The organism is Comamonas sp. BIGb0152 (genome assembly GCF_024809975.1).
Taxonomy (GTDB): Bacteria; Pseudomonadota; Gammaproteobacteria; order Burkholderiales; family Burkholderiaceae_C; genus Comamonas.
On the sequence record NZ_JANUDY010000003.1, the window covers coordinates 148,335 to 166,329 of the forward strand.

At 63.6% G+C, this 17,995-nt stretch carries 17 protein-coding genes; 7 read left to right on the top strand and 10 right to left on the bottom strand.

All coding sequences use genetic code 11. From position 1 onward, the window contains the following. The first annotated feature begins 4 nt into the window (after positions 1-4). The 3 genes from M2375_RS07585 (at position 5) to M2375_RS07595 (ending at position 2,780) form a co-directional block, all read left to right on the top strand. Complete coding sequence (locus tag M2375_RS07585; RefSeq protein ID WP_259164964.1) at positions 5-640, top strand: FMN-dependent NADH-azoreductase; 636 nt, start codon at positions 5-7, stop codon at positions 638-640. 226 nt (positions 641-866) lie between these two features. After that, positions 867-1,745 (top strand): DMT family transporter, encoded by an 879-nt coding sequence (locus M2375_RS07590; RefSeq protein WP_259164965.1) that lies wholly within the window; start codon positions 867-869, stop codon positions 1,743-1,745. A gap of 321 nt (positions 1,746-2,066) precedes the next feature. Continuing rightward, positions 2,067-2,780, top strand: a complete 714-nt coding sequence (locus tag M2375_RS07595; RefSeq protein WP_259164966.1) for a Crp/Fnr family transcriptional regulator — start codon at positions 2,067-2,069, stop codon at positions 2,778-2,780. Positions 2,781-2,979: 199 nt separating this feature from the next. On the opposite strand, the gene rnhA is transcribed toward M2375_RS07595, so the two are convergent. Then, complete coding sequence (gene rnhA, locus M2375_RS07600) at positions 2,980-3,429, bottom strand: ribonuclease HI (protein WP_259164967.1); 450 nt, start codon at positions 3,427-3,429, stop codon at positions 2,980-2,982. An 85-nt stretch (positions 3,430-3,514) separates the two neighbouring features. Next, the gene (locus tag M2375_RS07605) at positions 3,515-4,372 is read right to left on the bottom strand and encodes a class I SAM-dependent methyltransferase (protein ID WP_259164968.1); all 858 of its coding nucleotides are present in this window, start codon (positions 4,370-4,372) and stop codon (positions 3,515-3,517) included. Here M2375_RS07605 and gloB point away from each other — a divergent pair. The 3 genes from gloB to M2375_RS07620 all read left to right on the top strand — a co-directional run bounded on the left by gloB (position 4,371) and on the right by M2375_RS07620 (position 7,139). Next, entirely contained in the window at positions 4,371-5,144 is a 774-nt protein-coding gene (gene gloB, locus M2375_RS07610) for a hydroxyacylglutathione hydrolase (RefSeq protein WP_259164970.1), read from the top strand. The genes M2375_RS07605 and gloB overlap by 2 nt on opposite strands. Then, complete coding sequence (locus M2375_RS07615; RefSeq protein WP_259164973.1) at positions 5,144-6,691, top strand: transglycosylase SLT domain-containing protein; 1,548 nt, start codon at positions 5,144-5,146, stop codon at positions 6,689-6,691. The genes gloB and M2375_RS07615 overlap by 1 nt, the downstream gene beginning before the upstream one ends. A 115-nt stretch (positions 6,692-6,806) precedes the next feature. After that, entirely contained in the window at positions 6,807-7,139 is a 333-nt protein-coding gene (locus M2375_RS07620; protein ID WP_259164974.1) for a tetratricopeptide repeat protein, read from the top strand. 89 nt (positions 7,140-7,228) lie between these two features. Here M2375_RS07620 and gsiD read toward each other — a convergent pair whose 3' ends face one another. From gsiD to M2375_RS07660, 8 genes are all read right to left on the bottom strand, one after another. After that, positions 7,229-8,182: a glutathione ABC transporter permease GsiD gene (gsiD, locus tag M2375_RS07625; protein ID WP_259164975.1), complete on the bottom strand. Its 954-nt coding sequence runs from the start codon at positions 8,180-8,182 to the stop codon at positions 7,229-7,231. Positions 8,183-8,197: 15 nt separating this feature from the next. Further along, complete coding sequence (gene gsiC / locus M2375_RS07630) at positions 8,198-9,118, bottom strand: glutathione ABC transporter permease GsiC (protein ID WP_259164976.1); 921 nt, start codon at positions 9,116-9,118, stop codon at positions 8,198-8,200. 3 nt (positions 9,119-9,121) lie between these two features. After that, positions 9,122-10,654: a glutathione ABC transporter substrate-binding protein GsiB gene (gene gsiB / locus M2375_RS07635; protein ID WP_259164977.1), complete on the bottom strand. Its 1,533-nt coding sequence runs from the start codon at positions 10,652-10,654 to the stop codon at positions 9,122-9,124. A gap of 100 nt (positions 10,655-10,754) precedes the next feature. Then, a complete protein-coding gene (locus M2375_RS07640; RefSeq protein WP_259164978.1) occupies positions 10,755-12,659 on the bottom strand; it encodes a dipeptide ABC transporter ATP-binding protein in 1,905 nt (634 codons plus the stop codon). Between the two features lie 315 nt (positions 12,660-12,974). Then, the gene (locus M2375_RS07645) at positions 12,975-13,985 is read right to left on the bottom strand and encodes an isoaspartyl peptidase/L-asparaginase family protein (protein WP_259164979.1); all 1,011 of its coding nucleotides are present in this window, start codon (positions 13,983-13,985) and stop codon (positions 12,975-12,977) included. A 53-nt stretch (positions 13,986-14,038) separates the two neighbouring features. Next, the gene (locus M2375_RS07650) at positions 14,039-14,911 is read right to left on the bottom strand and encodes an alpha/beta fold hydrolase (RefSeq protein WP_259164980.1); all 873 of its coding nucleotides are present in this window, start codon (positions 14,909-14,911) and stop codon (positions 14,039-14,041) included. Positions 14,912-14,919: 8 nt separating this feature from the next. Beyond that, positions 14,920-15,381, bottom strand: coding sequence for a type II 3-dehydroquinate dehydratase (gene aroQ / locus M2375_RS07655; RefSeq protein ID WP_259164981.1), 462 nt, complete (start codon positions 15,379-15,381; stop codon positions 14,920-14,922). A gap of 156 nt (positions 15,382-15,537) precedes the next feature. Continuing rightward, the gene (locus M2375_RS07660) at positions 15,538-15,915 is read right to left on the bottom strand and encodes a hypothetical protein (RefSeq protein ID WP_259164982.1); all 378 of its coding nucleotides are present in this window, start codon (positions 15,913-15,915) and stop codon (positions 15,538-15,540) included. A 207-nt stretch (positions 15,916-16,122) separates the two neighbouring features. Between M2375_RS07660 and M2375_RS07665 the strand changes: the two genes are divergently transcribed. After that, positions 16,123-17,940 (top strand): glutamine--tRNA ligase/YqeY domain fusion protein, encoded by a 1,818-nt coding sequence (locus M2375_RS07665; protein WP_259164983.1) that lies wholly within the window; start codon positions 16,123-16,125, stop codon positions 17,938-17,940. Positions 17,941-17,995: the final 55 nt, after the last annotated feature.

The window sequence follows — 17,995 nt, forward strand, 5'->3', positions numbered from 1 at the left end:
GACCATGAAACTGCTGCATATCGATTCGTCCATTCTGGGCGCGCATTCCGTCTCGCGCCAACTGAGCGCCGAGGCCGTCAAGGCCTGGGTCGCTGTGCACCCCAACACCCAGGTCGAGTACCTGGACCTGGCCATCAACACGCCGCCCCACCTGGGCGCCGATGCCCTGGGCTTTCGCACCGGGAAAGAAGCCACGACCGCGGCCGAGCGCGAGCAGAACGCCATCTCCGAAACCTTGGTGAGCCAGCTGCTGGAAGCCGACGTGCTGGTGATCGGTGCACCTTTCTACAACTTCAGCATTCCCACGCAACTGCGCAGCTGGATTGACCGCGTGCTGCAAGCGGGCCGCACCTTCCGCTACACCGCCAACGGCCCGCAAGGCCTGGCCGGCGGCAAGAAGGTGATCGTGGTCGAATCGCGCGGCGGCGTCTACTCGACCAGCGAAGGCGGCCGTGCGATGGAACACCAAGAGACCTATCTGCAGACCATCTTTGGCTTTATCGGCATCAGCGACGTGCACTTTGCCCGTGCCGAAGGCCTGGCCATGGGCCCGGAAGCCCGCGCCTCTGCCATCAGCCAAGCCCAGGCCGCGATTGCCCAGGCCGTGGCAACGCCCCTGCAGCAGGCCGTAGCAGCCTGATTGCAGCGCGCTTGAACAGCGGGAGGCCAGGCGCCCAAGGCCCCCTACGCCGACGGCGGCCTGCGGCCACCACCACCCAGCCGATCTGAAGCACCGCCTTCTGGTCGGCTTTTTTGCGCCTGCATGCCAAGGCAAGCAACGGGGGCGGCCTATTCATGCGGAGACTGAAAAACTGCCAACCCCTGGTTACAATCGGCCGCCTCTGCTGCGCTAAAGCCCACCTCTCATGAGCCAACTCGGTATCGTCCTGCATGTCTGCGGGCTGTGGATTCTCTCCAGCCTGGATGCCAGCGGCAAGTTGCTGGTGCTGGCGGGCGTGCCGGTGCTGATGGTGGCCTGGTTCCGCTATGTGGGCCATGTGCTGCTGATGGGGGTGTTTGTGCTGCCCAAGCGCGGCCTGGGGCTGTTTCGCACCCAGTCGCTGTCCCGGCAGATACAGCGCTCGGTGCTGATGATTGCCACCACCTTGCTGTTCTTCCATGTGCTGAGCATGGTGCCGCTGGCCGAGGGCACGGCCATGAACTTCATGGCCCCCTTGCTGCTGATGGTGCTGGCGCCCTGGCTGCTGGGCGAGCGCCCGCGCTGGCACCGCTGGGCGGGTGTGCTGCTGGGCTTTGTCGGCATGCTGGTGGTGATCCGGCCGGGTGGCCAGCTGTCTGCCCAAGGGGCGGTCTGGGGTGTCATCACCGCCAGCACCTTTGCGCTGTTCCAGATCAGCACCCGCCGGGTGGCGGCCGACGACCCGCTGACCAGCAACCTGTATGGCGGCTTAGTCGGCGCGCTGGCGCTCAGCGCCTTGCTGCCTTTTTTCTGGAAGCAGCTCGATCTGACGATCTGGCAATGGCTGCTGCTGGCCTCCACGGGTCTGTCCGGCTTTGTCGGCCACTGGCTGCAAATTACGGCTTACAGCAAGACCAGCGCGACCTTGCTCGCGCCCTTCAACTACCTGCAAATCGTCTCAGCCACCACCTTGGGCTGGCTGATCTTTGGCCAGTTGCCCGATGCGGCCACCGCTGCGGGCATGGCCTTGATCTGCTGCGCTGGCTTGGGCGTCGTGCTGGTGGAGATCTGGCAGCAGCGCCAGCGCAAGCGGCTGGCGGCCTAAAAAGCAAGAGGGAAACCGCTGGGCAGGCGCCGCAATACCCCAGCATTTCAGACCAGCTTCACCATTGAAGAAGTACCCCTTCGCCATTCGCGCACACCGGGGAAACCCAAATATCAAATTGATAGCTATATATGCAAACCCAATGAGCATATAAGGCCTATTCTCTGCAGGTGATCAGGTTGCAAAAACGGACAACTTGGATTGCCGGATGCCTGAGGGGCTCGGGTGACAATTAACAATTTGGCGGCAATGCTATACATTCGGTGATGACCGTCGCACAAGCGACAAAATTCATAATTCCAGTCACCGAGACGACATGCCATGGACGATCCAATCCTGACCCCCGAAGAGCGCGAAGCCATCAACACAGGGCGCTGGTTCAGCACCCTCTCGCCGACTTTGCGCCATGACATCCTGCGCTGCGCTTATGTCAAGCGCTTCAAGGATGGCGGCCTGATCTTCTCGCGTGGCGATGAGCCCGAAGAGTGGGTGTCCGTAGCCAGAGGCTCAGCGCGTGTCAGCTCGGCGTCACTCACCGGTAAGCAAATCACGCTCACCTATGTTGAGCCAGGCACCTGGTTTGGCGATGTGGGCCTGTTCGACGAAGACAGCCGCACGCATGATGTCTATGCCCATGGAGAGACCACCCTGGTCTGCGTCAGCAAGGCCGACTTCCAGCGCATCTTGCAAACCCATGTGGAGTTTTACCAAGCCCTGGCACGCATGCATGCGCGCCGTATCCGCAGCCTCTACGGCATGGTGGAAGACCTCAACACCCTGCCGCTGCGCGCGCGCCTGGCCAAGCAACTGCTGCACCTCTCGCGCAGCTACGGAGTGCCTGGCAAGGAAAGCAGCGAAACCCGCATCGGCCTGCAACTGGCCCAGGAAGAGCTGGCCCAGCTGCTGGGCGCCTCGCGCCAGCGGGTGAACCAGGAACTCAAGTCGATGGAGCGCGAATCGTCGATCCGCATCGAGCCCTCGGGCCTGACGGTGCGCGACAGCAATGCACTGCGCCGCATTGCAGCGTCCGAGTAAGCCAGCGCTTCCCGCCCACCACCTGCGCCAGTGGTGGGCTTAGCGCGTAGCGATCTGCGTTAGCGGTCTGCGTTAGCGGCCCGCTTAAAACACCCCGTAACGGTAAGCCACATACAACGCGGCCAGTACACCGACCACGGCCAAAATGCGCATGATGCGTCCCATAGTTCGCTCTCCCAGGTTGTATTGCTGACACCCGTCAGGCGCGGCCCAGTGCCATGGCGACACCCTTGTTCGCCAACGCGTCCGCACGCTCGTTACCAGGATCGCCGGCATGGCCCTTGACCCAGTGCCAGCTGATGCGGTGCTCGCCCCCATGCACCAGCGCATCGAGGCGCTGCCACAGGTCCACGTTCTTCACGGGCTCCTTGCTGGCCGTGCGCCAGCCCTTGGCTTTCCAGCCAGAGATCCATTCCGTAATGCCTTTGCGGACATACTGGCTGTCCAGGTACAGCTGCACATCGCAGGGGCGCTTCAAGGCCTCCAGCGCCTGGATCACGGCCATCAGCTCCATGCGGTTGTTGGTCGTGCCCAGCTCGCCACCGAACAGCTCCTTTTGCGCCGTGCCCGCGCTCAGCAATGCACCCCAGCCACCAGGGCCGGGGTTGCCCTTGCAAGCGCCGTCCGTATAAATCACCACTTGGTTCACACCCACTCCTTGGCACTAGCCACGATTACAGGGGGCCACTATAAGCGCATTTGCGCGTCGGTATGGCGGGCCACCCTGCCCCCGTTCAACGGCGGTTTGTCTCGCTCAACCCGCCCCGTGCGGCCACGGCCGGGCGCGCTGCAGCGCTGGGCGCTGTCGCCTTCCAGGGCGCAGCCAGCTTGTGGACACTGGCAACCTTTTTGACCGCCTCGACAAAATAGACGCCACCCAGCACCGGCCAGGCGGTGGGGCCGACCCGGTCCATCCAGTCCCAGCGCGCCAGCCAAGTGTCGCTGCGCATGGCGGGCCGAAAACAGCCAAAGCTGGCGCTTTGCAGCTCCAGGCCCAAGAGCTTGAGCCAGTCACGCAAACGCCCATAGCCAATCAGATTGTGGTCATCGGGCATGGGCGGGAGCTTTTGCAGCCCCGGTATGCGGCGGCTCCAGGTGTGCATGCCCCACAAGCTGGCCGGATTGATGCCGCTGATCAGCACCCGTCCCTCGGGCACCATCACCCGCGCAACCTCGCGCAGCACCGCATGGGGGTCGGCACTCAGCTCCAAGGTGTGGGGCAGCAGCACCAGGTCAAGCGTATCGGGGCCAAAGGGCAAGGCGTGGGCGTCGCACAACAGGCCGGCGGTAACAGCCACAGCGGCGCTGGCCGGCAAATCGCCATCGCTTTGTAAAGGCTGCGCAAAGCACTTTACATCTGGGCGCTTGCTTTGCTGCCATTGCGCCAGTTGCTCGGTGGAGTCGAGCGCCAACCAGCGGTGGGGCGTGCGATTGTTGCGCAGACCCTGCAGCGGGAAAAGCCCGATCTGCAGGCTATGGAAGCCAAAAATATCGGCCACGGCATCGTCGTAACATGTTTGCTCCCAAGACAGCATGTAGCCGCCCAGCGGCGTGTGCCACCAGTTTTGCGTGCCTATAATTTGGTCATTCATGCATTTGTTACCTCTGCCCGCTTTCAACGACAACTACATCTGGCTGTTGCACGATGGCCAGCAGGCGCTGGTCGTCGATCCAGGCCAGGCTGCGCCGGTTAGCGACGCCTTGCGCCGCCTGGATCTGCAATTGCAAGCCATTGTAGTGACCCACCACCACGCCGACCATACCGGCGGCGTAGCCGAGCTGCGCGAGGCCAGCGGTGCGCTGGTCTACGGCCCCGCCAAGGAAGATATTCCCCAGCCTTGCCAGCCCCTGCAGGGCGGCGATGGCTTGCAGCTGCTAGGCCTGCCCTGGCAGGTGATCGATGTGCCCGGCCATACCGCCGGGCACATCGCTTATTACTGCGCCGATGTGGCAGGCCAGCCCTTGCTGTTCTGCGGCGATACCTTGTTTTCCGGCGGCTGCGGGCGCCTGTTTGAGGGCACGCCCGCACAAATGCATGCATCGCTGTCGGCCTTGGCTGCGCTGCCCGCCAACACCCAGGTGTGTGCCGCCCATGAGTACACGCTGTCCAACCTGCGCTTTGCCCAGGCGGTGGAGCCCGACAACCAGGACACCGCCCGCTACCTGGCGCACTGCGAGCAATTGCGCGCCCAGGGCAAGCCTACCTTGCCTGCGCAACTCGGCAACGAGCTGCGCATCAACCCTTTCTTGCGCTGCAGCCTGGCCGCCGTTGCCCAGGCTGCGCAGCAGTTTGATCCCTCCACCCCTAGCAGCGACCCGATCGCCGTTTTTGCCGCGCTGCGTCGCTGGAAGAACCAATTTTGATGAAGCATCTGTACCTGTGGAGCCTGAGCGCCCTACTCGCCCTGACCGGCTGCGCCACGACCGAAACCGGCAATCCAAGCGGCGTGCCCGTGGATCCGCCGCTCAAAACCAGCAACGCTCCCCACACACCCAGCTACCCCAGCGGGCCTCTCAGCCCCATCAATGCCGCCAACTTGAAGGGCAATGGCGCCGTCACCAGCCTGGCCGTGCCCGATGACCTCTGGGACCGTATCCGTCGGGGCTTTGCCATGCCCGATCTGGAAAACGATCTGGTGGGCAACCAGGAGCAGTGGTATTCGAGCCGGCCGGACTACATCCAGCGCATGACGGCGCGCTCGTCCAAGTACATGTTCCACATCGTCGAGGAGCTGGAGCGCCGGGGCATGCCCACCGAGCTGGCCCTGCTGCCCTATATCGAGAGCGCCTACAACCCGCAGGCGGTATCCAGCGCCAAGGCAGCGGGCATGTGGCAGTTCATGCCCGCCACGGGCACCTATTTCGACCTCAAGCAGAACATGTTCCGCGATGACCGCCGCGATGTGCTGGCCTCCACCCGCGCGGCACTGGACTACCTGCAAAAGCTCTACAACATGTTTGGCGACTGGCATCTGGCGCTGGCTGCCTACAACTGGGGCGAAGGCAGCGTGGGCCGCGCCATTGCGCGCAACCAAAAGCAAGGCCTGGGTGGCAGCTACATCGACCTGAACATGCCCGATGAGACGCGCAACTATGTGCCCAAGCTCCAGGCGGTCAAGAACATCATTGCCCACCCCGAGCGCTTCCAGGCCGAACTGCCCCTGATCGAGAACCACCCCTATTTCCAGGCCGTCACCCTGGACCGCGACATCGATACCGCCCAGGTCGCCGAGATGGCCGGCGTCACGATGGACGAGCTGAAATCGCTCAACCCCTCGTTCAACCGCCCGGTGATCTTCAAGGCCGGCACGCCCCAGGTGCTGCTGCCCTGGGACAACGCCAATGTCTTCCGCCGCAATCTGCAGGCCCATGAAAAAGGCCAGTACGCGAGCTGGACCGTCTGGACCGTGCCCAGCACCATGACCGTGGCCACGGCCGCCGGCATGGTCAGCATGAGCGAGAACGACCTGCGCGCGGTCAACAACATTCCGCCGCGCATGATGGTCAAGGGCGGCTCGGCGCTGATGGTGCCCCGCTCGGCCGCCGTCAAGCAAGATGTCTCCAGCCACCTGGCCGACAACGCGCATATCGCGCTGACCCCGGAAATCGTCACCCGCCGCACCACGGTCAAGGCCCGCAAGGGCGATACCGTCACCCGGGTGGCCCAGCGCTACCGGGTCACTGCCTCGCAGGTCGCGGACTGGAACGATGTGGGCCTCAAGGCTGCCTTCAAGGTCGGCCACCAGGTCGTGCTGTACATGCCCGTGCGCGTGGGGGCTGAGCCCGCACAGCGCAGCAGCCATGCCAGCGCGCGCAGCAGCAGCAATGCCCGCAAGCCCGCCGTGCGGCAGACCGCCACCAAGAAGGCCCCATCCAAGCGCAGCACCAGCACCACCAAGAAAAAGCGCTGAAAAGCTCCCGCCCCCAGCCCGCACAAGACGCTCCCCGGAGCGTCTTTTTTTACGCGTACAAGTTCTGCGGACAAAGGCCTCGCCCTATGCTGGACGCCAACACAGAGGAGATAGCATGCGCGAAGGACTGGAAAAACTGCTGGCCAACGGCCAGGACAGCGCGGTGCTGCGCTTTGGCCTGGGACAGGCCTGCCTCAAGGAAGAGGATTACGCCGCCGCCGCACTGCATCTGGCCCAAGCCGTTGCACAGAACCCGCAGTACTCCGCTGCCTGGAAACTGCTGGGCAAGGCCCAGCTTGAAGCGGGCGCCGACGATGCCCGTGCGCAAGCCCAGGCCAGCTGGCATCAGGGCCTGCAGGTCGCCGAACAACATGGCGACACGCAGACCGTCAAGGAGATCACCGTGTTCTTGAAGCGGCTGCACAAGCTGGGCGCTGCACCGGCCTGACACCACCACCTTCAGTCACCCATCAAAAAAAGCGGCAAGCACCCCAAGGCGCTTGCCGCTTTTGTCTGGACCGCGAAACGCGCCTGCGCTCAGTTGTCCAGCTTGGGGTCCAGCGCATCGCGCAGGCCGTCGCCCAGCAGGTTGAAGGCCAGCACGGTCACAAAGATCGCCAGGCTTGGGAACAGCGCCACATGCGGCGCGTTCAGCATATCGCTGCGCGCCTCGTTCAGCATGGCACCCCACTCTGGCGTTGGCGGCTGCGCGCCCATGCCCAGAAAGGACAGGCTGGCCGCGGTGATGATCGAGGTGCCGATACGCATCGTCAGGTACACCACCACCGACGAGACCGTGCCCGGCAACAGATGGCGCAGCATGATGACCCAGTCCGGCGCACCAATAGAGCGGACCGCCTCGATATAGGTTTGCTGCTTGAGCGCCAGCACATTGCCGCGCACCAGGCGGGCAAAGGCCGGCACGCTGAACACGGCGACCGCCATGATCACGTTGATCATGCCGTTGCCCAAAATGGCGACGATACCGATGGCCAGCAAGATGCCGGGGAAGGCAAACAGCACATCGGACATGCGCATCACGCAGCGGTCCCACCAGCCTTCGTAGTAACCGGCCAGCAGCCCCAGAATGGCACCAATCACCGCGCCAATGGCCACAGACACAAAGCCCGCAGCCAGCGAGATGCGCGCACCCACGAGGATGCGGCTGAAGATATCGCGGCCCAGCGAGTCCACGCCAAACCAGTGCTTGGCCGTGGGCGGCGAGTTCAGCGCGTCATAGTCAAAAAAGTTCTCGGCATCGTAGGGCGTGATCCAGGGCGCCAGGATGGCGACCAACACCAGCACCATGATGAAGACGCCGGCAAACAAGGCCAGCTTCTGGCGCTTGAACTTGCGCCAGAACTCGGCCATCGGCGTGCGCATGCGCGTCGATGCGGCCAGATTGGCGGGCAGCGTAGGCGCAGCAGCGCCGGCGGTAGAGGCAAGCGCCACAGGGCGGTCGGCAGATTCAGGAGCGTTCGGAGTAGTCATGGCCAAAGCACCTGTTTAGCGGTAACGGATGGTGGGGTTGATCCAGGCATAGAGCAGATCGACCACCAAATTGATCAGGATAAATTCCAGCGAGAACAGCAGCACCAGGGCCTGGATGATGGGGTAGTCGCGCATCTCGACGGCATCGACCAGCAAGCGGCCCATGCCCGGCCAGTTGAACACCACCTCCACCACAATCGAGCCGCCCAGCAAGAAACCGAACTGCAGGCCCATCATGGTGACCACCGGAATCATCGCATTGCGCAGGCCATGCTTGATGACGACCACGGTCTCCTTCAAGCCCTTGGCACGCGCGGTGCGCACGTAATCCTCTTTGAGGATGTCGATAAAGGAGCTGCGGGTAAAGCGGGCCATCACGGCCGCCACGGCCGCGCCCAGGGTCAGCGAGGGCAGCACATAGTGCTTCCAGCTGTCAGCGCCCACGGTGGGCAGCCAGCCGAGCTTGACCGAGAAAAACTGCATCAGCAGCATGCCCAGTGCAAACGACGGAAAGGAGATGCCCGAAACGGCCAGGGTCATGCCCAGGCGATCGGGCCACTGGTTGCGCCAGACCGCCGAGACAATGCCTAAAAACATGCCCAGCACCACCGACCAGCCCATGGCCATCACCGTGAGCCAGAAGGTGGGACCAAAGCGCTCGGCAATCTCTTGCGAGACCGGGCGCTTGGTGCGGATGGATTTTCCAAAATCGCCCTGCAACGCATTGCTGAAGAAACGAACGAACTGCTGGTGCAGGGGCAGGTCCAGCCCCAGGTCCTTGCGGACCAGCTCGATCGTCTCCGGGCCGGCTTCGGGGCCCGCAGCCAGGCGTGCGGGGTCGCCGGGCAGCATGTGCACAAAACCGAAGACCAACACCGCCACGATCAGCAGCGTCGGAATCAGCCCCAGCAAGCGTTTGAGCAGGTAGCGAAACATGGATTACTTCAGGTCCAGGTCAACAAAGTTGAAGTTGCCGTCAGGGATGACGTAGAAGCCGGAGAGGTTCTTGGCACGCACGGACACCAGTTGCTCGGTGTTCAGGAAGATCCAGGGCGCATCCTTCCAGATTTTTTGCTGGGCATCGGCATAGATCTTGCCGCGCGCAGCGCTGTCGGTGGTCACCAGCGCCTTGGCAATGTCGGCATTGACTTCGGCGTTGTTGTAGTAAGCGGTGTTGAAGCCGCGAGGAGGCGCGCTCTCACCGGCCAGCAGGGGGCGCATGGCCCAATCCGCCTCGCCGGTGGACGAGGACCAGCCCACGTAGTACATGCGCACGCCTGCCTTGCTGGCGTCCTGCACCGACTCCACTTCGGCCACACGTTGGCCCGCTTCCAGCGCACGCACCGTCACCTTCACCCCCACCTGCGCCAGCTGCTGCTGGGCAAACTGGATGACCTTTTGGGCCGTAGAGTGGTTGTAGGCCGACCACAAGGTGCTCTCAAAGCCATTGGGATAGCCCGCTTCCTTCAGCAAGGCCTTGGCCTTGGCAGGATCGTAGGGCCAGGGGCCCAGCTTGGTGGCAAATTCCACACCCTTGGGCAGCACGCCTTCGGCAGGGATGGCCGAGCCGGCAAACGCGACCTTGGACAGCGCTTCCTTGTTGATGGCGTAGTTCAGCGCCTCACGCACCTTGGGGTTGTCGAAGGGCTTTTGCGTCACATTCATCGAGATGTAGCGATGGATGATCGACGGGGCCTTGGTGACTTCCAGGCTCGGCTTCTTTTCGAGGCTGGCCACCGCTTCGGGTGGGACCGGGAAGGCGAAGTGCGCTTCGTTGGTCTGCATCATCGAGGCGCGGGTGTTGTTATCCACCACGGGGCGCCAGGTGATCGAGTCCACCTTGGGCAGGCCCTTTTGCCAGTAACCGTCAAACTTGGCGACCTTCATGTAGTCGGATGGCTTCCACTCGACAAACTTGAAAGGGCCTGTGCCGACGGGGTGCTGCACGATGTCCTTGCCATACTGCTTGAGCGCAGCGGGCGAGATGATCACGCCCGAGGGGTGGGCCAGCGAGTTGACGAAAGGCGCAAACGGCTCCTTGAGCGTGAACTTCACCGTGAGGTCGTCCACCGCGTCAATCTTGGCGATGTTCTTGTACAGGTTGTAGCGCTTGAGCTTGTTGTCCGGGTTGATGACGCGCTCGAACGTCAGCTTCACCGCTTCGGCGTTGAGAGACGTGCCGTCGTGGAACTTGACGCCGCTGCGCAGCTTGAAGGTATAGACCAGGCCGTCTTTGCTCACGTCAAAGCCCGTGGCCAGCACCGGGATCATCTTCATGTCCTTGTCAAAGCCGTACAAGCCTTCGTAGAAGGACTTGGCTACCGCTTGCGACAAGGTGTCATTGGCGTCGTAGGGGTCGGTGGTCGTGAAGGTGGAAGCCACCGCTACCACCACGTCCTTGGCCGCGTGGGCCGAAAACGCAGTACCCGCCAGCAGCATGGCGGCGGCGATCGAAGTCAAACGTCGTTGCATATCAACTCTCCTCTTCAGGTTTTGCATCAGCTGGTGCGCCACAGCGGCGACCAGACCCCAAACATTCTTTGCTTATTCCAACCGCAGGCTCTTCGCGGGCTCAAGCCGGCTGCAGATCCTGCACCGGGCCTGCGGGTACTGCCGGCTGGGGAGTGTCTTGTGCCACCCAGTGGCCAGGGCCCACCTCGCGCATCGGCAGCACCCGGGGCGGATCGTCCACCCCCCGCACGGGGCTCGGTATTTCGGCCACGTTCAAGGTGTGCTGGCGGCGCTGCGTCGGGTCGGCAATCGGCACGGCCGCCATCAGGCGCTTGGTATAGGGGTGCTGCGGGTTTTCGAACACCGCGCGGCGTGGGCCGATCTCGACAATCTGGCCCAGGTACATAACAGCCACGCGGTGGCTGACGCGCTCGACCACGGCCATGTCATGCGAGATAAACAAAAAGGCAATGCCAAATTCCTGCTGCAGGTCCATCATCAGGTTGATGATCTGCGCGCGGATCGACACATCCAGGGCGGAGACGGCCTCATCGGCAATCACCACCTTGGGGTTCAGGGCCAGTGCGCGGGCAATAGCAATGCGCTGGCGCTGGCCGCCCGAGAATTCATGCGGGTAGCGGTTGGCGGCAGCCGGGGGCAGGCCCACCTTCTCCAAGAGCCACTCCACCTTCTTTTCTGCCTGCTCACGCGGCAGCAGCTTGTGGATCAGCATGGGTTCCAAAATGGTGTAGCCCACGGTCAGCCGTGGATCAAGCGAGGCGAACGGGTCCTGGAAAATAAACTGGATATCGCGGCGCAGCGCCTGCAACTGTGCGCCTTGCAGCTTGGCAATATCGCGCCCTGCGACTTGTACATCACCTGACTGGAAATCGATCAAACGGGCCAGCGCACGGCCGGTGGTGGATTTACCGCAACCGGACTCCCCCACCACCGCCAAGGTTTCGCCCGGCTGCAGGCTCAGGCTCACCTGCTCGACCGCATAGACCTGGCGCTTGACGCCGCCAAACAGGCCTTCCTTGATCGGAAAACGCGTCACCAGCTTGTTGACCTGCAGCACCGGCGCGCCCGATTGCACCGTCGATGCCTGTGGTGCTGCCGCATCCGCCTGCGCGCTCTGGCCCAGCAGGCTAAAGCGCTCGGGCAGGTCCTTGCCGCGCATGGCGCCCAGCTGCGGCACGGCCGCAAGCAGGTTGCGGGTGTAGTCCTTTTGCGGGTTGGCAAAGAGCTGCACACAGTCCTGCTCTTCCACCTTGTCGCCCCGGTACATCACCAGCACGCGGTCGGCCACCTCGGCCACCACGCCCATGTCGTGGGTGATAAAGATCACGCCCATGGCCATTTCGCGCTGCAGCTCCTGCACCAGCGCCAGGATCTGCGCCTGGATGGTCACATCCAGCGCTGTGGTCGGTTCGTCGGCAATCAACAGCGAGGGCTTGCAGGACAGGGCCATCGCAATCATCACGCGCTGGCGCATGCCGCCCGACAGCTGGTGCGGGTGGCGCGTGAGCACGTTGCGGGCCTCGGGAATACGCACCAGATCCATCATGCGCAGCGCCTCGGCCATCGCGGCGCTGTTGGATTTGCGCTGGTGCAGGCGAATCGATTCGGCAATCTGCTCGCCCACGGTGAACACCGGGTTGAGCGAGGTCATCGGCTCCTGGAACACCATGGCCATATCGGCACCGCGCACCTGGCGCATCTGGGCGGGTGTGGCCTTGGCCAGATCCAGGGCGCCGGCATGGCGGCCGCGCAGCAGCATCGAGCCGCTGTCGATCTGGCCGCCACCGGTTTCCACCAGCCGCATCAGCGCCAGCGAGGTGACCGACTTGCCCGAGCCCGACTCGCCCACCACCGCCAGGGTCTGACCGGCGTAGACATCCAGATCGAGTTTTTTGACCACCTGCACCCGCCCCTGCTCCGTCTTGAAGCTCACGGACAGATCCCGCACTTGCAAAACGGGCGGCGTCAGGTCATTTTGCACAGGGGTAGAGCTGGGGTTGGACATAGGTAGAAGAGGCAGTGCGCGGCGTCGAGAAGAAGGCACACGCCGTAAAAGCAGGAGGGGCACCCGGGCCGGGACATTCCCTTGAGACAAATCCCCGTGCTGCCATGAACACTGAGGCTTACACTTTCACCTGGGTGACAGTGTTTGTAATTGTAGAAAGCCCCCAACCAGGTTTGGAGCCAAAACCTCCTATGGTTTTCACCTACGCAATGTCCGCAGTGGCGCGCACCATCGTGGTGCTGCGGCCCGCTTGCAGCGGGCCAGCCGCCCTGTCAGCGGCGGGCTGCAGCATGGCCTTTGCTCGGCCCTCCCGGGTCAAGCAGGTGCCAGCGCGTCATTCGCATAAATGGCCACCAGCGCCTCGCCGTCCATGCCAATCTGGCCCCGGTACATGCCCTCGGAGTTAAAGCACAAGGACACCTCACCATCGGCACCCACCGCAATCAGGCCCCCATCACCGCCCAGCGGCGGCAGCACGCGGTGGATCACCTCGGCCGTCGCCTGGGCCACCGATTCGCCCAGCAGCTCCACGCGCGCAGCCACGGTGTGGGCGGCCGAGCCCCGGATAAAGGCCTCGCCCACGCCGGTGCAGGACACGGCCACCACGGCGTTCTTGGCATAGGTGCCAGCGCCCACCACCGGCGAGTCGCCCACACGGCCCGGCTTCTTGTTGGTCAGCCCGCCCGTTGAGGTGGCAGCGGCCAGGTGGCCATGCACATCCAGCACCACGGCACCGACGGTGCCCATCTTCTTGCGCTCGTCCAGCGGGGCGGCCGGGGTCTGGCTTTGTGCGGTATGGTCCAGCGCCACCTGCTCGCGTCCCGATGCCAGTGCTGCCGCCTGCACGGTGCGCAGCTGGGCCAGGCGCTGCTCGGTAGAGAACCAGTCGCGCGCCACCATCTCGCAGCCCTCTTTGGCTGCAAACTGCTCAGCCGCCTCGCCAATCATGAAGACGGGGCCACCCGCCGCCATCAGCGCCAAGGCCGCCCGCACCGGGTTGCGCACCGTGCTGACACCCGCCAGCGAGCCGCAGGCCAGATCGCGCCCGCGCATCACGCAGGCATCCATCTCATGCGTGGCATCGGCGGTAAACACGGCGCCGCGCCCGGCGTTGAACAGCGGGCATTCTTCGAGCAGGCGCACGGCCTCCACGGCGACCTCTTCGGCAGGCGCACCTGCGGCCAGTTTTTGCTGCGCCCCATGCAGCACGTCACGCAAGGCCTCGCGGTAGGCCTGCTGCTGCGCGGGGGTGATGGAGGCGCGGGTAATGGTGCCAGCACCGCCATGGATAGCGATCACGGGGCGAAAAGAGGTGGAGGTCGTCATAGTTCTTGGGCTGGTCGCGCAAGCAGGCGCTGCCAGCAGGGTCAGTGAAAGAATCAGGAAGCCAGCAGCGGCAGCAGGGTAGCCAGGAATGCATCGGGCTGCTCGTACTGCACCCAATGGCCGCTGTCGGGCACCCGCACAAAAGCCTGCAACTGCGGCGTGACCGCGCGGTATTTGTGCTCCAGCGCGGGCATATAGCTCTTGTACAAGGCGTCGTAGGCGCCATAGATGGCGGCGACCGGGCAGGCAATCTGCGGCAGCGACTGCGCCAGGATGTCGGTGTTGGCCAGGCGCCTGCGTGGCAAGCGGTCGCGCAGCACATTGTGCTGGTGCAAGGCCAGGGCTTGGTCGTCGATCTTGGCAGCATCCCAGAGCATCAGCGCGCCCAGGTTGTAGCGGTGCATCTCCAGCTGCTCGGCCGGGTCGCTCAGGTGGCGCCAGCCCTTGAGGCTGAATTGCTTCTCGGGCACCACGCCCATGGCAGGGGCGCCCACCAGCACCAGGCGCTCTACCGCATCCGGGTAGGCAGCGGTCAGCATGGCGGCCGTCATGCCGCCGAACGAGAAGCCCATCAACTGGCAGGGCAGCAAACCCAGTTGCACCATGCCGGCACGCAAAGGCGCCAGCATGGCATCGGCGTCCGCGCCTGTGGCAGGGGGGTCGGAATCCCCAAACCCGGGCAGGTCGGGCAGCCACAGCTCAAAACCCTGAGCCAGCAGCGCATCGATATTGCGAATCCAGTGGGTCCAGCTGCCGCTGCCGCCATGCAGCATTACCAAGGGCAATCTGCCGGGGCGGCGCTGGCCCCAGTGGTGCCAGACCACGGTCTGGCCTTCATAGAAGGTGGTGTGCCGCGTCGCCTTGGCCAGCAACGCCTGGTAGAGCGCCGGCAGCCCAGCAGGGCTGAGGTCGACAGTGTCCGACATGGCGGTGCTCAGGTCGTCTGACCCAGCAGCACCTGGGCCACCGCATCAATGGCGATGCTGTAGCCCTGCACCCCCAGGCCGCAGATCACGGCCTTGGCCACCGGCGCGATATACGAATGGTGGCGGAAGGCCTCGCGGGCATGCACGTTGCTGATGTGGAGTTCGATCACCGGCAGCTCCGCCCCTTTGATGGCATCCATCAAGGCCACACTGGTGTGGGTGTAGGCGGCGGCATTGAGCACCACGCCCGCCAACTCGCCCTGGCGCTGCAGCTGGCCGGCCTCGTGCAGCCAGTCGATCAGCGCGCCTTCATGGTTGCTTTGGTGAAAACGCAGGGCCAACTGGTGGCGCGCTGCGGCCTTGGCGCACAGCTGCTCGACATCGGCCAAGGTATGGGCGCCATAAATCCCAGGCTCGCGCAGGCCCAACAGATTCAGGTTCGGACCGTTCAGTACAAAAACAGTTTTCATCTCAGCTTCCACAACGGACATCAGATGTGGATTATCAGAGCATTCCGCCCCCAGCCCCAGAAGCCCAAGCGACAGCTAAAGCACGCCCAGTCACGGCCGAGCGCGCATAAAAAAGCCCTGGCGAACCAGGGCGTGTGGCGCAAGGCAGGCTTGCCCTCAATAGCGGTAGTAATCGCGGTCGTGGCGATGGTGGCGGTAACGGCCGGGAGGCGGGCCGTAGTACACGGGCGCGGGGCGGTAGACCGGAGCGGGACGGTAGACCACGGCAGGAGGCGGTGCCACATACACCGGCTGGGGTGCATAGACCGGTTGGGGGGCATACACGGGAGGTGGTGCCACATACACGGGTTGGGGTGCGTACACGGGCTGAGGCGCATAAACCGGCGCCGGGGCCATATACACGGGGCCTGGCACATTGATGCCCACCGACCAGGACACCCGGCTGGCATGGGCGCCCGCGCTCATCAGCGCCAGGCCGGTCAGCACCGCAGCGGTGGCCCAGCGAGAGCCTTGTTTCAGCATTGAGTTGCGCATATTGATCTCCTTGCGAGAATCCCTGAAAAATGTCATTGAACTTTCAACGCGGCAAGCCACCAGAAAGATACCAAACGCTGTGCAAATTCTGGTTTCAAGACAAGATATCCTGTTGCAAAGCGTAAACAAGCCCGTAGCACCCTGCTTCAGATTGCAGAAACCGCAATACGTTCCAGCCATCAGGGTACTCCCTTAGAATAGACAGATATGAATGCACCTGCCCCGAGCGCTTCGCACAACGGTAGTGACGAAGTGGTCAAACCCACCAATTTCCTGCGACAAATCATCGAGTCCGACCTCGAAAAAGGCAGCTACGCCCAGCGCCACTGGGGTGGCTCGCCTGGCGATGCCCAGCACCACCAGCAGGGCGACGTCGACCAGGCCAAGATCCGCACCCGCTTTCCGCCTGAGCCCAACGGCTACCTGCACGTGGGTCACGCCAAGGCCATTTGCCTGAACTTTGGTCTCGCACGTGACTTTGGCGGCGTCTGCCATCTGCGCTTTGACGACACCAACCCGGAAAAGGAAGACCAGGAATACGTGGACGGCATCATCGATGCCGTCCGCTGGTTGGGCTTTGACTGGAAAGACCCCAGCGGCGAGCAGAACCTGTATTACGCCAGCAACTATTTCGGCTTTATGCACCGCTGCGCGGTCTACCTGATCGAGCAAGGTCTGGCCTATGTCGATGAGCAGTCGGCCGAAGAGATGCGCGCCAACCGGGGCGACTTCACCCGTCCGGGCGTCAACAGCCCCTTCCGCGACCGCAGCGTGGCCGAGAACCTGCAGCGCTTTGCCGATATGAAGGACGGCAAGCTGCCCGATGGTGCTGCCGTGCTGCGCGCCAAGATCGACATGACGGCGCCCAATATCAACCTGCGTGATCCTGCGATCTACCGGGTGCGCCATGCCGAGCACCACAACACCGGCAACCAATGGTGCATCTACCCGATGTACACGTTCGCGCACCCGATCGAGGACGCCTACGAGCACATCACCCACTCGATCTGCACCCTGGAGTTCGAGGACCAGCGCCCCTTCTATGACTGGCTGCTGGACCACCTGCGCACGGGCGGCCTGATCGATGCGCCCCAGCCGCGCCAGTACGAGTTCTCGCGCCTGAACCTGACCTATGTGATCACCAGCAAGCGCAAGCTCAAGCACCTGGTGGACAACCAATTGGTCAGCGGCTGGGACGACCCGCGCATGCCCACCGTGGTCGGCCTGCGCCGCCGGGGTTACACGCCTGCGTCCATCCGCAATTTCTGCGAGCGCATCGGTGTCACCAAGGATTACGCCTGGATCGACTATGCGACCCTGGACGGTTGCCTGCGCGAAGACCTGGAAAACCAGGCCCACCGCGCCATGGTGGTGCTGGACCCCGTCAAACTGGAGCTGAGCAACTGGGCCGAGGTGTTTGGCAGTGCCGAGCACCTGGAAGCCTGCAGCCTGCCCGCCCTGCCCCACCCGGCAGAAGGCCAGGTGGTGCCCGAGCGCCACTTCACGCTGGGCCGCGAGGTCTGGATCGAGCGTGAGGATTTTGCCGAAGTGCCCCCTAAGGGCTACAAGCGCCTGTTCCCCGGCAACAAGGTGCGCCTCAAGGGCGGCTATGTGATCGAGTGCACGGGTTGCGAGAAGGATGCCGACGGCGTGATCACCAAGGTGCTGGCCACCGTGGTGCCTGACACCAAGAGCGGCACGCCCGGCGCCGACAGCGTCAAGGTCAAGGCCGCCATCACCTGGGTGGGCGTCGCCAATGGCGTGGCGGCTGAAGTGCGCCTTTACGACCGCTTGTTCACCGATCCGCAGCCCGATGCCGGCGGCAAGGACTTTCTGACCCTGCTCAACCCGGACAGCCTCAAGGTCGTGACCGCCTATGTCGAGCCCTCGCTCCAGTCGGCGCAGCCGGATGACAAGTTCCAGTTCGAGCGCTTTGGCTACTTTGTGGCCGACCGCCATGACCACCGCAGCGACAAGCCGGTGTTCAACAAGATCACGGGCTTGAAGGATTCCTGGGGCAAATAAGCTTCAAAACCTCACCACCTGATCCCGACCCGCCCCAGCAAGCTGCGGCGGGTTT

Excerpts from the sequence above, each read along its gene's own strand:
- M2375_RS07585 (WP_259164964.1), top strand. The coding sequence starts at position 5 with ATGAAACTGCTGCATATCGATTCGTCCATTCTGGGCGCGCATTCCGTC.
- M2375_RS07590 (WP_259164965.1), top strand. The coding sequence starts at position 867 with ATGAGCCAACTCGGTATCGTCCTGCATGTCTGCGGGCTGTGGATTCTC.
- M2375_RS07595 (WP_259164966.1), top strand. The coding sequence starts at position 2,067 with ATGGACGATCCAATCCTGACCCCCGAAGAGCGCGAAGCCATCAACACA.
- gloB (WP_259164970.1), top strand. The coding sequence starts at position 4,371 with ATGCATTTGTTACCTCTGCCCGCTTTCAACGACAACTACATCTGGCTG.
- M2375_RS07605 (WP_259164968.1), bottom strand. The coding sequence starts at position 4,372 with ATGAATGACCAAATTATAGGCACGCAAAACTGGTGGCACACGCCGCTG.
- M2375_RS07615 (WP_259164973.1), top strand. The coding sequence starts at position 5,144 with ATGAAGCATCTGTACCTGTGGAGCCTGAGCGCCCTACTCGCCCTGACC.
- M2375_RS07620 (WP_259164974.1), top strand. The coding sequence starts at position 6,807 with ATGCGCGAAGGACTGGAAAAACTGCTGGCCAACGGCCAGGACAGCGCG.
- gsiD (WP_259164975.1), bottom strand. The coding sequence starts at position 8,182 with ATGACTACTCCGAACGCTCCTGAATCTGCCGACCGCCCTGTGGCGCTT.
- gsiC (WP_259164976.1), bottom strand. The coding sequence starts at position 9,118 with ATGTTTCGCTACCTGCTCAAACGCTTGCTGGGGCTGATTCCGACGCTG.
- gsiB (WP_259164977.1), bottom strand. The coding sequence starts at position 10,654 with ATGCAACGACGTTTGACTTCGATCGCCGCCGCCATGCTGCTGGCGGGT.
- M2375_RS07640 (WP_259164978.1), bottom strand. The coding sequence starts at position 12,659 with ATGTCCAACCCCAGCTCTACCCCTGTGCAAAATGACCTGACGCCGCCC.
- M2375_RS07645 (WP_259164979.1), bottom strand. The coding sequence starts at position 13,985 with ATGACGACCTCCACCTCTTTTCGCCCCGTGATCGCTATCCATGGCGGT.
- M2375_RS07650 (WP_259164980.1), bottom strand. The coding sequence starts at position 14,911 with ATGTCGGACACTGTCGACCTCAGCCCTGCTGGGCTGCCGGCGCTCTAC.
- aroQ (WP_259164981.1), bottom strand. The coding sequence starts at position 15,381 with ATGAAAACTGTTTTTGTACTGAACGGTCCGAACCTGAATCTGTTGGGC.
- M2375_RS07660 (WP_259164982.1), bottom strand. The coding sequence starts at position 15,915 with ATGCGCAACTCAATGCTGAAACAAGGCTCTCGCTGGGCCACCGCTGCG.
- M2375_RS07665 (WP_259164983.1), top strand. The coding sequence starts at position 16,123 with ATGAATGCACCTGCCCCGAGCGCTTCGCACAACGGTAGTGACGAAGTG.